Below are 12,147 nucleotides of genomic sequence, written 5' to 3'. Positions count from 1 at the left end.
GCGGGCGAGGCAGCACATCGGATGGTGAGGACCCAGACGCAATCCCCAGTGATTGAGGCGAAAGACCTTGATCTCACCTTCCAAACCAATGACGGCCCTGTCCAGGCGTTGAAAGACGTCAATCTGGCGATCAACAAGGGCGAGTTCGTCAGCTTCATCGGGCCGTCTGGTTGCGGCAAGACCACCTTTCTTAGAGTCGTTGCCGCGCTGGAGCACCCCACCGGCGGCGAGATCACTGTGAACGGGATAAGCCCCGATGAGGCGCGGCGCCAGAGGGCCTATGGCTATGTGTTTCAGGCTGCGGGGCTTTATCCGTGGCGCACGATTGAGAAGAATATCAAGCTGCCGCTGGAGATCATGGGGTTCAGTGCCTCGGAACAAGCGGAACGTGTAAAGAACGTTCTGCAACTGGTCGATCTCGAAGGATTTGGCAAGAAGTACCCCTGGCAACTATCCGGCGGGATGCAGCAACGGGCGAGTATCGCGCGGGCGCTGGCCTTTGATGCTGATCTGCTGCTGATGGACGAGCCTTTTGGGGCCTTGGATGAGATCGTTCGCGATCATTTAAATGAGCAGTTGCTCGACCTTTGGGCGCGGACGGAAAAGACGATTGGTTTCGTGACCCACTCAATCCCCGAAGCGGTCTATCTCAGCACCAAGATCGTGGTGATGTCGCCGCGGCCCGGGCGGATCACAGACGTGATCGAGAGCGATTTGCCGAAGGAGCGCCCGCTCGATATTCGCGACACGCCAGAGTTTCTGGCCATTGCCCATCGGGTGCGCGAGGGGTTGCGCGCGGGGCACGCTTATGACGACTGAGGCCATCTCCATACGACGCGCCGAGATCGGCGATGTCCCGGCCTGCGCGACGGTGGCCAACTGGTGGATTGACGACACAGATTGGTTGCCGCGCGATTATCCGCCCGAGACCATCGAGGGGATGATCCGCGACGCGTTACCGACTCGCGAGATTTGGGTCGCGGGTGATCCGGTGGAGGCGTATCTGTCCTATGATCCCGAAAAGAAACGCGTCGGCGCATTGTTTTGCCGCCATGGTGGGCGCGGCGTTGGAAAGGCGCTCATGGATCGGGTGAAAGAGGGGCAGGATTATCTTTGGCTGACCACCCATGAACCCAACCTCCGGGCGCAGAAATTCTATATCCGCGAGGGCTTTACGGAGGTGGAGCGGTTCATACCCGAGCCGCCGGAGACTGTACGCGAGGTGAAGATGGAGTGGCGCGCCAATGACTGACGTCGCCCAAGCCAGACACGCTTCAACCGGTGGAGGCCTTCTTGGCCGAAGCGTCGCCGGGGCGGTGCATCACGTGATGCCGGTATTGGTCGTGGTCGCCTGTATTGTCGCGTTTTGGTATGCCGCCAGCGTTGGTATGAACCGGGCCTGGACCCTGGATCAGGCAGAGCGCGCCGGAGTTGAACTCAGCGCAGGCGAGGTGATCGCCGATGCGATGAACCAAGAACGGCCGGTATTGCCGACCCCGCATCAGGTCTTTGCAGAGCTTTGGAACACGACCGCAGGGGAGGCTATGTTCCGCGAGCGGCGGGGCGAGTTGCGCGGCAATCCGCGCTCGCTGTTCTTCCATGCATATCAGACCCTTGCGCCGACCCTGCTCGGCTTTCTCTTCGGAACTGGCCTGGGCATTCTCCTGGCGGTTGGCATCGTCCATAACCGCGCCATGGATATGTCCGTGATGCCCTGGGCGATTGCATCGCAGACCATCCCGATCCTGGCGATCGCACCGATGGTGATTGTGGTGTTGAACTCGATCGGGGTGGAGGGGCTGCTGCCGAAATCCCTGATCTCGGCCTATCTTAGTTTCTTCCCCGTGGTGGTTGGCATGGTGAAAGGGCTGCGCAGCCCCGGCCCGATGGATTTGGACCTGCTGAAAACCTATTCGGCCAGCCACGCTGCGACCTTCTGGAAACTGCGTCTGCCGGCCTCGGTGCCGTTTCTGTTCACCTCGTTGAAGGTCGCCATTGCAGCGGCGCTAGTCGGGGCGATTGTCGCGGAGCTGCCGACAGGCGCTCGGTTTGGGCTCGGCGCGCGGCTGCTGACCGGAAGCTACTATGGGCAGACGATCCAAATCTGGTCGGCGCTCTTCATGGCGGCGATCTGCGCGGCGGTGCTCGTCGGCGGGCTGGGTTTGATTGAGCGGTTGACCTTGAAGCGGATGGGGATGGCGCGATGACGGGGATTATGCGCAACCCCTTGATCGGGCCCGTTGTTGCGGCCTTGGTGGTGTTTGTCGGCTTAATGACGGACCAGGGTCTGGGGCTGATCCTCGCGGTTTGGCTTCTCGCTTGGGGAATGAACATCTGGCTTTCCGCCGATGGGCGTGGGGCGGTTGGACGGTTTTTGGTACCGGTACTCTTTGGCGTGACCTTGCTTGTGCTTTGGGAGATGGCCGTTCGTCTTTATGAGATTTCGCCCGTTATCTTGCCTGCACCCTCGGCGATCTGGGTGCGGCTGATTTCTTCAACCGATGTGCTTTGGGCCGATTTCATCCAGACCATCGTGAAGGGCGCGATGTCGGGCTATATGATGGGCTGCGCGGCGGCCTTCGCCGTGGCCTTGGCCGTGGATCGGTCGAATTTCCTGCAACGCGGCCTCTTGCCGGTGGGCAACTTCATCGCGGCGCTGCCGATTGTCGGCACCGCGCCGATCTTGGTGATGTGGTACGGGTTCGGCTGGCAATCGAAGGCCGCCGTGGTCGTCGTGATGGTGTTCTTCCCAATGCTGGTGAACACGGTGCAGGGCTTGAAGGCCAGCGAGGTGATGCAGCGCGACCTGATGCGGACCTATGCGGCAAGTTATTGGCAGACGCTTTTCAAACTGCGGCTGCCGGCGGCCATGCCCTTCATTTTCAACGGGTTGAAAATCTGCACAACCCTTGCGCTGATCGGGGCGATTGTGGCGGAATTTTTTGGCTCACCCACTGTGGGCATGGGCTTTCGGATAAAAATCGAGGTGGGGCGGCTGGCGATGGATATGGTCTGGTCATCGATCACCGTGGCCGCATTGGCCGGGACGGGGTTTTATGGGCTGATGGCCCTGGCGGAGAAGAAGCTGACCTTCTGGCATCCGTCGCAACGGTAAAGAGTGATAAGAAACGCACCAACAGAAATAACAACGAACCAACTTGGAGGGAAAACAATGAAAAAACTGATGACATCCGCGCTGGCGCTCGGCCTGGCCACCGGCGCGGCGGCGGCTGACGAGGTGACGCTGCAACTGCAATGGGTCACGCAGGCGCAATTCGCGGGCTACTATGTGGCGCTCGAGAACGGCTATTACGACGATGAAGGGCTCGATGTGACGATCCAGCCCGGCGGCCCTGACATCGCACCACCGCAGGTGCTCGCCGGCGGTGGCGCTGATGTGATGCTGAACTGGATGCCCTCGGCACTTGCAGCGCGGGAGCGTGGTCTGCCGGTGGTGAACATCGCGCAGCCCTTCGCGTCCTCGGGGCTGATGCTGACCTGTTGGGCCGATGCGGGTATTGAAGAGCCTGCTGACCTGGCCGGTCGGACCATCGGCGTGTGGTTCTTCGGCAATGAATACCCGTTCCTGAGCTGGATGAGCCAGTTGGGCATCTCGACCGAAGGTGGCGAGGACGGCGTGACGGTGCTGCAGCAGGGTTTCAACGTTGATCCGCTCTTGCAGCGTCAGGCCGATTGCATCTCGACCATGACCTATAACGAGTATTGGCAGGTGATCGATGCGGGCGTGAGCCCAGATGATCTGATCACGTTCAAATATGAGGATCAGGGCGTCGCGACGCTGGAAGACGGGATGTGGGTTCTGGAAGAGAACCTGGAAGACCCAGAATTCGTCGACCGGATGGTGCGGTTTGTCCGGGCCTCGATGGAAGGCTGGAAATGGGCCGAAGCAAACCCGGATGAGGCGGCGCTGATCGTGCTCGATTATGACGAGACCGGCGCGCAGACCGAAGAGCACCAGACCCGGATGATGGGCGAGGTGGCTTTGCTGACTGCGGGCTCCAATGGGGCGCTGGACGAGGCTGCTTATGAGCGGACCGTCGCCACGCTTTTGGCCGGTGGCTCTGACCCGGTAATCACGGCCGCGCCCGAGGGGGCTTGGACCCATATGATCACCGACCAGGCGCTGAGCGAGTAAGCGTCTCACATTTTGCGACTGAGAGGGCCGTCCCAGGCGAGGGGCGGCCCTTCTTCGTTGAAAGTGCATTTTCTGGTGAACCGTTTTCCGGTTTGGGGGCACCTTATTCCTGCAAGACGGAAAGATAAGGCAGATGAGACAGGCAGGCCGGGTTTTTGAAGAGATGCTTGTGACGCAGGCCCAAGCCGGAGACAGGGCGGCGTTGGCGGAGATTGCGGCGTTGCGCGGGCCGCGGTTGCTAGCCCATGCAATGCGGCTTCTTGGCGATCGGGAGCTGGCGCGCGATGTGGTGCAGGAGGCCTGGGTGGACATCCTGCGCGGTCTGCCGAAGCTGCGTGAGCCTGTGGCCTTTCCGGCCTGGGCAACGCGGATCGTCACACGGCGCGTGGCGCGACAGATCCAAACCCAGATCGCCGCGCGCGATTTGATGCGGGAGGCCGCGGTCGAGATGTCGGCTGAGGTTTCTGAGGCTGGCCCCGACGCCGCGGATGCCCGTGCCATACGAGTGGCGATTGCGGCGTTGCCATCGGATCACGCGGCCACGGTGGCGCTGTTTTATCTCGAAGACATGAGCGTGGCCGAGGTGGCCATCGCGCTCGATATCCCCGTGGGCACGGTCAAATCGCGACTGGTCCATGCGCGGGCGAAACTGAAAGAGGCGTTGAAAGGAGAAGAGGATGAGTAAGCTTGACCAACTGATCGAAGAGGCGCTGAGAACGGAAGATCGCGCTATCTTGGAAGCGACCGAGGAACAAGGCTGGTTCCAACTGGGCCGGGCGCAGTTCCGGGGCAAACTGGGCTGGGTCACGTGGGTGGTGATGATTGTGCAAGTCGCGCTGTTTGTGATTGGTGCGTATTGCGCGGTGCAGTTCTTTGCCGCAGGTGACATTCTGCTGGCGTTGAAATGGGGCCTGCCCGGTGCGGTCCTTATCTTGATGGCGCTGCAGATGAAGCTGAGCCTCATGCCGCAAATCCAGGCCGACCGCGTCTTGCGCGAGTTGAAGCGCACGCAGTTGATGCTGGCCGAACGGCGCGGCTGACCCTGCGCAGATTGAGACACCGCGCTTCCAAAGGGGCGCGCGGTGTCGGTGCGAATGGGCCCTCGGTGGCGGCACCCTCTGAGAGTTGCCCAACTGCTCAAAGAGCACCTTTTGAGAGAGGCGGCCTCTGCGACGACGAGGGGCGTTGAGTTTGACGCCTCGGTCTGTAAAGGTTTTGACACCTTCGCAGGATCGTAGCAGGCCCCGATGACGAAACCGCCCAGTTCGCACCGCCGCCACACCCTCACCGGGAGCCGCATTCGGGAGCGGCGCACGGTCATGGGTTTGAAGCAGACCGCATTGGCCGAGGCGGTGGGCATTTCGGCAAGCTATCTCAATCTGATCGAGCATAATCGGCGCCGGATCGGCGGGAAGCTCTTGATCGATTTGGCAAAACGGCTTGAGGTCGAGCCCGCCGCGTTGAGCGAAGGGGCCGATGCAACACTGTTCGATGCGCTACAGGGGGCGGCTGCAGAAACGGCGACCAGCTTTGGCCCAACGCCTGAGACAGATCGGATTGACGAGATTGCGGGCCGGTTTCCGGGTTGGACCGGCTTGATCGCGGCGCAGCATAAGCGGATTGCCGGGTTAGAGGGTTTGGTCGATGGTCTGCATGACCGGTTGAGCCATGATCCGGTTCTGGCCGAGGCGATGCATGAAGTGCTCTCCACCGTTGCGGCGATCAGGTCCACGGCCGACATTCTTGTCCGTGAGCCGGATATTGAGCCGCAATGGCGCACACGGTTTCACCGCAACCTGCATGAAGAGGCGGAGCGGCTTTCGACCCGCGCGACAGCTATGTTGGCGCATTTTGAAGACCAAGGCCGCCGGAAAGGCACGCCATCGACGCCGCAAGAAACGGTCGAGGCGCTGTTTGATGCGGCGGACCATCATTTTCCGGCAATTGAGGCCGGAGGGGTGGCGGCGATCCCCAAGCTTTTGGCAGACGCGCCCGGGATGGAGGATGAGGCCACGCGAGTCTTGGCCAACCAACTCTTGCATGGCTACGCCGAAGACGCCGCGCGTCTGCCGATCAAACCATTCTTAGAGGCCGCCATTGCGGCCGAATTCGCGCCTGAGCCGCTTTTGCCACAGGCAGGGGGGATGTGGCGCTTGTCCTACGGCGCTTGGCGACCCTGCCGCGCAGCAGCGGTGCGCCAGCGCTCGGCCTGGCCGTGTGCGATGCGGCGGGGGCATTGCTCTTCCGCCGCCGGATCAATGCCTTTTCAATCCCGCGCTTTGGGGCGGGCTGTCCTCTATGGCCGCTCTATCACGCGCTGAGCCGTCCGATGGTGCCGGAGACCGCCATTTTGGACTTGCCCAACGGGGCGCAGTTTCAAGCCTGGGCGATTTGCCAGCCGATTGCGCCGGTGGGCTTTGGCACAGAGCCGGTGATGCGGGCGACGATGTTACTGAAGCCCCTCGACGATGAGCTGCACAAGGATGCACAACCGGTCGGCCCTGGCTGCGCTGTCTGCCCGCGTGCGGAATGTGGTGCGCGGCGCGCGGCCAGCTTGGTGAGTTGAGGTCAGGGGCCGGAGGCGTTTGACATTGCACCGAAATCGGGCAGTGTGAGAGTTGGGAGCGCCTGACCAGTGGAGGAGAGTGGTTTGGGCACGCGAGTCTTATTGGTCGAGGACGAGGCCAACATTCTGGAAGCCATCAGCTTTATCCTGTCGCGTGACGGATGGGAGGTGCATGGCCATGGCAATGGCGCAACCGCGCTGGACGCGGTGATGCGGGTCGAACCGGATGTGGTGGTGCTGGATGTCATGCTGCCCGGTCGGTCGGGCTTGGACATTCTGCGCGAATTGCGAAGCGGTGCCGAAACCGAACATCTGCCGGTTCTGATGTTGACCGCGAAGGGGCAGGCCAAGGATCGCGATATGGCCTTGGCACTTGGCGCGAACGCCTATCTGACAAAACCGTTCTCCAATTCTGAAATGCTGGACACCTTACGTCATGTGGCTGGGAAAGACGGTACCGACGAGGTCAGTGGTCAAGGGATCGCGTCGTGAGCCGCGACAAACCCAATGGGACTGCGCCAGAGTCGCGCAAGGCTCTTAAGCAGCGCGTGTTCTTGGAGCGCCGAACCTACCGGCGGAACCGACTGCAAGATGCGGCCAAGTTGCTGCCGGTCTTGGGCGCGCTGATGTTTTTCGGGCCGGTCTTTATTCTCACCACCGATTCTGGTGTCGGTGGCGGCACCGCCCGTTGGCTTGTCTATTTCCTGGTGGTTTGGCTGATTTTGATTGGGGTGGCCGCCGGTTTGGCCGCGGCGCTGAACCGGATCACCCCGCGCGGCCCGGACCAGCCGGACGGTAGCTAACATGTTGTCCTTCAATGGCTTGGTTGCGGTTTGCATTGTCTACGTGGCGGGGCTCTTTTGGGTCGCGTTCTGGGCGGAAAGACGGGCCTCTTTGGGCAAGGCGAGATGGCTGAGTTCGCCTTTGGTCTACACGCTGAGCCTGTCGATCTATACCACCGCGTGGACCTTCTACGGTGCGGTCGGCTCGGCGGTGCGGTCCGGCCTCGAATTCATGACGATCTATCTGGGGCCGACGCTGGTCTTTATCGGCTGGTTTTGGCTGCTGCGGAAGATGGTACGGATCGGGCGGGCGCAGCGGATCACCTCGATCGCCGATATGATCTCAAGCCGCTATGGCAAATCCGGCGGTCTGGCGGCGCTGGTCACGGTCCTGGCGGTGATCGGCACGACGCCCTATATCGCGCTTCCAGTTGCAATCGGTGACGCTTTCTTTCTCGGTTTTCGTCCGACCGGGAGCATTGGGACAGCCGGATGCCGAGAGCACTGCGATCTGGGTCGCCGGTGGTCTGGCGCTGTTCACAATCATCTTTGGAACCCGGTCGCTCGATGTGAATGAGCGTCATCCCGGACTCGTCTCAGCGATCGCATTGGAAGCGATTGTGAAGCTTTTTGCGCTGATCGCGGTTGGCGCTTTCGTTGTCTGGGGCTTGGCCGATGGGCCAGCGGATATTCTGGCGCGGGTCGAAGATAGTCCGATCGCGAAATGGACCTCCAACGGCGCGCGTTGGGTCGGGCTGACCGTGCTCAGCGGCGCAGCCATCTTATGCCTGCCGCGCATGTTTCAGGTCCTGGTTGTTGAAAATGCCGATGAGCGGCATCTGGCGACGGCGAGTTGGGCCTTCCCGCTCTATTTGCTGCTTATGAGCCTCTTTGTGATCCCGATTGCGGTGGTTGGGTTGCAGATGATGCCCGCGGGCGCGAACCCCGATCTGTTCATGCTGACCCTTCCGCTGGAACTAGGGCAGGGCGGGCTTGCGCTTTTTGCCTTTCTGGGTGGGTTTTCGGCCGCGACTTCGATGGTGATCATCGCGGCACTGGCGCTGAGCACGATGGTGTCGAACCACATCATCGTGCCGCTTTGGATGCGGGCCACGAAAGGCGAAAACCCGATGTCCGGGGATATGCGCCGCGTGGCTCTGATGGCGCGGCGGTTGAGCATCGCGGGCGTTTTGACGCTTGGCCTGCTCTATTACAGGCTCTCCGGCGGCGACGATGCGTTGGCCTCGATTGGCCTGATCGCGTTTCTCGGCGTGGCGCAGGTCTTGCCCGCGCTTTTGGGCGGGATTTTTTGGCGCGGCGCGACGCGGCCCGGGGCTGCGGCGGGGATTGGACTTGGGTTCTTGATCTGGGGTTGGGTGCTTTTGGTGCCCAATGCGGCAACCGCCGGGTTGATGCAGGGCGTGTTGGAGAGCGGGCCTTTTGGCATTGCCTGGCTCCGCCCGGCAACCCCTTTGGGCCTTGATGGTGCCGACCCGCTTTTGACCGCGATGATCCTGTCGCTTGGGGTGAACACCTTCGCGTTTGTCCTGGTCTCGCTCTTCACCTTCCCAAGTCCGATGGAACGGCTCATGGGGGCGCAATTCGTCAATGTGTATGAGCATTCGCAGACCCCTCTGGCCTGGAAGGGCAGCGCCGGTACGGCGGATGATCTGCTGATCATGGCGCAGCGGATATTGGGGGCAGGGCGCGCCGCGCGGCTCTTTCGGGATGCGGCGGCCGGGCAAGGGCGGGAGGCGCAATTGCCAGAGCCGACGCCGGATTTCTTGGAGCACTTGGAGCGGGAGTTGGCCGGGTCCGTCGGCGCGGCCACTGCAAATGCCATGGTCGGGCAGATCACCGGTGGCGCCAGCGTCTCGGTGCGGGATCTCTTGGCGGTGGCCGATGAAACCGCGCAGATGATGGAGTATTCTAGCCAGCTTGAAGCGAAGTCCGCCGAACTGGCGCAGACGGCCGCAAGGCTTCGTGAGGCAAATGAGAAACTCACCGAGTTGTCGGTTCAAAAAGACGCGTTTCTCAGCCAGATCAGCCATGAATTACGCACACCGATGACATCGATCCGGGCGTTTTCGGAAATCTTGATGCAAAGCGATGGCTTGGATAGTGCGGGGCGCGCGCGCTTTAGCCGGATCATTCATGACGAGAGCCTCAGACTTACCCGTTTGTTGGATGATCTGTTGGATTTGAGTGTGCTTGAAGACGGGCGGGTGACGCTGAACGAAGGGGAGACAACACTCAGCAATGTGTTGGATCGCGCGATCGACGCGACCAGCGCACTGGAACATGGCGCGCGATTGAAGATCGTTCGGCAGCAAGACCAGGAAGATTTGCCGCTTTGGACGGATGCGGACCGTCTGGCGCAGGTCTTCATCAATCTGATCTCGAACGCTCAGAAATACTGCGATGCAGAGGCCCCGGAGCTTCGGATCACACTCAAGCAATTGCCGGGCCGAGCCGAGGTTGAGTTTGCCGATAACGGATCGGGCATCCCGGCGCGCCAACACGCTCTTATATTTGAAAAATTCGCACGGGCCGATACGGCGCGGGAGGCCCCGGGCGCGGGGTTAGGGTTGGCGATCAGCCGCGAGATCATGGCCCGTTTGGGCGGCGGCCTGGTGTTCTTACCAGGCCAGTCCGGGGCGTGTTTCCGCGTGCGTCTGCCGGGGCGTGCCCTTAGGGCTGCATGATGGGTGGCGGTTGAGAGATTTTTAACCTTGCCGGGCGCATAAGGTCTGAACGGCTGCCACACTGCAAACGGGAAGGCTCGATATGGCGGAACCCGCCAATCTCTCGGCAATACAACGGATGACAAGGCGGGCGCATGCGACGCCCGCGCCTGATCGCGGAACCCGGGCAAGGCGGGCGTTTCAGCGTGCGGTTCGTCGGGCTGGCGCACCCTTTCCAGGGCTGTCGCCCGAGCCGCAAAAGGAAGAGGTGAACTGGGGCCTGCCATTGGGCGATTTACTAACTGAGCTTCCCGATGGGGGCTTGTTGATTGGCTTGGATGCGCCGCAGAATGGGCGCGGCTTGTGCCTACTGCAGCAGCCTTTGGTTGATGCGCTGATTGAGGTTCAAACGACGGGTCGGGTAGATCGGGTGCAGGGGCCGGGCCGCCCCGTGACCAAAATCGACATCGCACTGACCCGGGATTTTGTCGAACTGTTGCTTTCGGCCTTTGCAGCTGAACTGGACGGGGTTTCGGGCGTTGATTGGCCCCGACGCTTGAGTTTCGGTGGAGTGCTCTCGGATCGGCGTCAATTGCCGATTTTGATGCCTGATGTCGGATATCACCGGTTTGGGGTCGACGTGGCCTTGGGGGAGGGCGCAAAATCCGGGTCCTTACTTCTTGCCGTGCCCGCTGCTGCCGACGGTGCAATGACATCGGAAGCGGCGGCATCGGCCGACCCAGATCCGGCGTGGCAGGCCGCCTTTCGTCGGGCTGTTGGGCAGGCAGAGGTGCCCGTTGGCGTCATCTTGACCCGTGTGCGCCGGAGTTTTGCACAACTGGAAGCGCTGGCCCCTGGTGATTTGATCGGGTTTGACGCGGCGGCTTTAACCAAAGTCGGCCTAGAAGACACGGCCGGGCAAACGATATTTCGTGGGAGGTTGGGGCAGCAACATGGGCGCCGCGCGATGTTGATGACGACCGGACCCGCACCGGTGCCGAAGGCGCAACCTGTCAAGGAGCCGCCGGTGGCGCCACGCCCGCCCGAGGCGGCCCTGCCAAGCGCGCCACTGCCCGATGTCGTGGAGTCGGAGAGTGATGAAGCGGACTAAATCCGCGCAATTGCATTCCGATCCCGATCCGGTCAGGTTGCCCAGGAGGAAAGCAGGATCACCTGAGGCAGGGCCATGGCAAGCACAACGTTCAAATCGAAGATCGCATCGGGCCAGGTTATGGCCGGAACCTTCATGAAAACGCCCGCAGTCGATGTGATGGAGGTTCTGATGCTATCGGGCCTCGATTTTGTTTGTATCGATGCCGAACACGCGCCTTTCGATCGTCTAACGCTCAACAATTGCCTCGCCGTGGCCCGGGCTGGCGGTTTTCCGGTCTTGGTGCGGGTGCCGTCTGCAGCGCCGGAACATATTTTGCAGGCTCTGGATGCCGGTGCCACTGGCATCGTCGTGCCTCATATCATGAATGGCGAAGATGCGTCGCGGATCGCCAAGGCCGCCCGGTTTGGCCATGGCGGGCGCGGCTATGCTGGCTCGACCCGATGGGCGGGGTTTGCCACCCGCACGATGCCAGAATTGCTGGCGCAAAGCGCCGAGGAAACGGTCGTGATCGCACAAATCGAAGACCCCGAGGCGGTGGATCAGGCCCGCGCGATTGCCAAGACCGATGGGATAGATGCGCTTTTTCTCGGGCCCGCCGACCTGAGCGTGGCGTATGGCAAAATGAACCAAGACAGCCCGGAATTGATGGCCGCCATGGCGGCGGTTGGAGACGCAGCGAAATCGGCTGGCAAAGCGTATATGACTTTCACGCCAAATGCCGAGAAGGCAGCGGCGCTCCGCCAATATGGGTTCAGCGCGTTTTTTATTGCCTCGGAACACGCTTGGATGTTGTCCGGCGCCAGAACCGAGGTCGCTGGTATTCGGAAGATCGACTAGAAGAGGAC

General features: G+C 61.5%; 13 protein-coding genes and 1 pseudogene. All 14 read left to right on the top strand.

The window, feature by feature from the left end; all coding sequences use genetic code 11:
• The first annotated feature begins 21 nt into the window (after positions 1 to 21).
• The 14 genes and pseudogenes from QTA57_RS16915 (at position 22) to QTA57_RS16850 (ending at position 12,139) form a co-directional block, all read left to right on the top strand.
• On the top strand, positions 22 to 819 hold the full coding sequence (locus QTA57_RS16915) for an ABC transporter ATP-binding protein (RefSeq protein ID WP_290152675.1): 798 nt from the start codon (positions 22 to 24) through the stop codon (positions 817 to 819).
• Positions 809 to 1,252 carry a GNAT family N-acetyltransferase gene (locus QTA57_RS16910; RefSeq protein WP_290152672.1) on the top strand — a complete coding sequence of 148 codons (444 nt, stop codon included), beginning with the start codon at positions 809 to 811 and terminating at the stop codon, positions 1,250 to 1,252. Before QTA57_RS16915 ends, QTA57_RS16910 begins: the two co-directional genes overlap by 11 nt.
• Before the next feature lie 64 nt (positions 1,253 to 1,316).
• Positions 1,317 to 2,207: an ABC transporter permease gene (locus tag QTA57_RS16905; RefSeq protein WP_290154964.1), complete on the top strand. Its 891-nt coding sequence runs from the start codon at positions 1,317 to 1,319 to the stop codon at positions 2,205 to 2,207.
• 65 nt (positions 2,208 to 2,272) lie between these two features.
• On the top strand, positions 2,273 to 3,115 hold the full coding sequence (locus tag QTA57_RS16900; protein ID WP_407933523.1) for an ABC transporter permease: 843 nt from the start codon (positions 2,273 to 2,275) through the stop codon (positions 3,113 to 3,115).
• A 57-nt stretch (positions 3,116 to 3,172) separates the two neighbouring features.
• Positions 3,173 to 4,156, top strand: coding sequence for an ABC transporter substrate-binding protein (locus tag QTA57_RS16895; RefSeq protein ID WP_145210365.1), 984 nt, complete (start codon positions 3,173 to 3,175; stop codon positions 4,154 to 4,156).
• Positions 4,157 to 4,289: 133 nt separating this feature from the next.
• On the top strand, positions 4,290 to 4,841 hold the full coding sequence (locus tag QTA57_RS16890; protein WP_290152669.1) for an RNA polymerase sigma factor: 552 nt from the start codon (positions 4,290 to 4,292) through the stop codon (positions 4,839 to 4,841).
• The gene (locus QTA57_RS16885; protein WP_290152667.1) at positions 4,834 to 5,196 is read left to right on the top strand and encodes a DUF6768 family protein; all 363 of its coding nucleotides are present in this window, start codon (positions 4,834 to 4,836) and stop codon (positions 5,194 to 5,196) included. The genes QTA57_RS16890 and QTA57_RS16885 overlap by 8 nt, the downstream gene beginning before the upstream one ends.
• Before the next feature lie 207 nt (positions 5,197 to 5,403).
• Complete coding sequence (locus QTA57_RS16880; RefSeq protein ID WP_290152665.1) at positions 5,404 to 6,477, top strand: helix-turn-helix domain-containing protein; 1,074 nt, start codon at positions 5,404 to 5,406, stop codon at positions 6,475 to 6,477.
• Entirely contained in the window at positions 6,372 to 6,722 is a 351-nt protein-coding gene (locus tag QTA57_RS16875) for a short-chain fatty acyl-CoA regulator family protein (RefSeq protein ID WP_290152663.1), read from the top strand. Before QTA57_RS16880 ends, QTA57_RS16875 begins: the two co-directional genes overlap by 106 nt.
• An 84-nt stretch (positions 6,723 to 6,806) precedes the next feature.
• Positions 6,807 to 7,214: a response regulator transcription factor gene (locus QTA57_RS16870; protein WP_290152661.1), complete on the top strand. Its 408-nt coding sequence runs from the start codon at positions 6,807 to 6,809 to the stop codon at positions 7,212 to 7,214.
• Positions 7,211 to 7,525 (top strand): hypothetical protein, encoded by a 315-nt coding sequence (locus tag QTA57_RS16865; RefSeq protein ID WP_171558314.1) that lies wholly within the window; start codon positions 7,211 to 7,213, stop codon positions 7,523 to 7,525. The genes QTA57_RS16870 and QTA57_RS16865 overlap by 4 nt, the downstream gene beginning before the upstream one ends.
• 1 nt (position 7,526) lies before the next feature.
• Positions 7,527 to 10,209 (top strand): annotated as a pseudogene (locus QTA57_RS16860) (ATP-binding protein).
• Positions 10,210 to 10,327: 118 nt separating this feature from the next.
• A complete protein-coding gene (locus QTA57_RS16855) occupies positions 10,328 to 11,299 on the top strand; it encodes a FliM/FliN family flagellar motor switch protein (protein ID WP_290152658.1) in 972 nt (323 codons plus the stop codon).
• A 75-nt stretch (positions 11,300 to 11,374) separates the two neighbouring features.
• Positions 11,375 to 12,139, top strand: coding sequence for an HpcH/HpaI aldolase family protein (locus QTA57_RS16850; RefSeq protein WP_290152656.1), 765 nt, complete (start codon positions 11,375 to 11,377; stop codon positions 12,137 to 12,139).
• Positions 12,140 to 12,147 lie beyond the last annotated feature (8 nt).

Origin of the sequence: Fontisubflavum oceani (genome assembly GCF_030407165.1) — a bacterium.
Classification (GTDB): domain Bacteria; phylum Pseudomonadota; class Alphaproteobacteria; order Rhodobacterales; family Rhodobacteraceae; genus Rhodophyticola; species Rhodophyticola oceani.
Note: the sequence above shows the minus strand (reverse complement) of the source record. Positions and strands in the feature narration are given on the sequence as shown.

Excerpts from the sequence above, each read along its gene's own strand:
- QTA57_RS16850 (WP_290152656.1), top strand. The coding sequence starts at position 11,375 with ATGGCAAGCACAACGTTCAAATCGAAGATCGCATCGGGCCAGGTTATG.
- QTA57_RS16890 (WP_290152669.1), top strand. The coding sequence starts at position 4,290 with ATGAGACAGGCAGGCCGGGTTTTTGAAGAGATGCTTGTGACGCAGGCC.
- QTA57_RS16855 (WP_290152658.1), top strand. The coding sequence starts at position 10,328 with ATGACAAGGCGGGCGCATGCGACGCCCGCGCCTGATCGCGGAACCCGG.
- QTA57_RS16885 (WP_290152667.1), top strand. The coding sequence starts at position 4,834 with ATGAGTAAGCTTGACCAACTGATCGAAGAGGCGCTGAGAACGGAAGAT.
- QTA57_RS16880 (WP_290152665.1), top strand. The coding sequence starts at position 5,404 with ATGACGAAACCGCCCAGTTCGCACCGCCGCCACACCCTCACCGGGAGC.
- QTA57_RS16900 (WP_407933523.1), top strand. The coding sequence starts at position 2,273 with ATGACGGACCAGGGTCTGGGGCTGATCCTCGCGGTTTGGCTTCTCGCT.
- QTA57_RS16910 (WP_290152672.1), top strand. The coding sequence starts at position 809 with ATGACGACTGAGGCCATCTCCATACGACGCGCCGAGATCGGCGATGTC.
- QTA57_RS16895 (WP_145210365.1), top strand. The coding sequence starts at position 3,173 with ATGAAAAAACTGATGACATCCGCGCTGGCGCTCGGCCTGGCCACCGGC.
- QTA57_RS16915 (WP_290152675.1), top strand. The coding sequence starts at position 22 with ATGGTGAGGACCCAGACGCAATCCCCAGTGATTGAGGCGAAAGACCTT.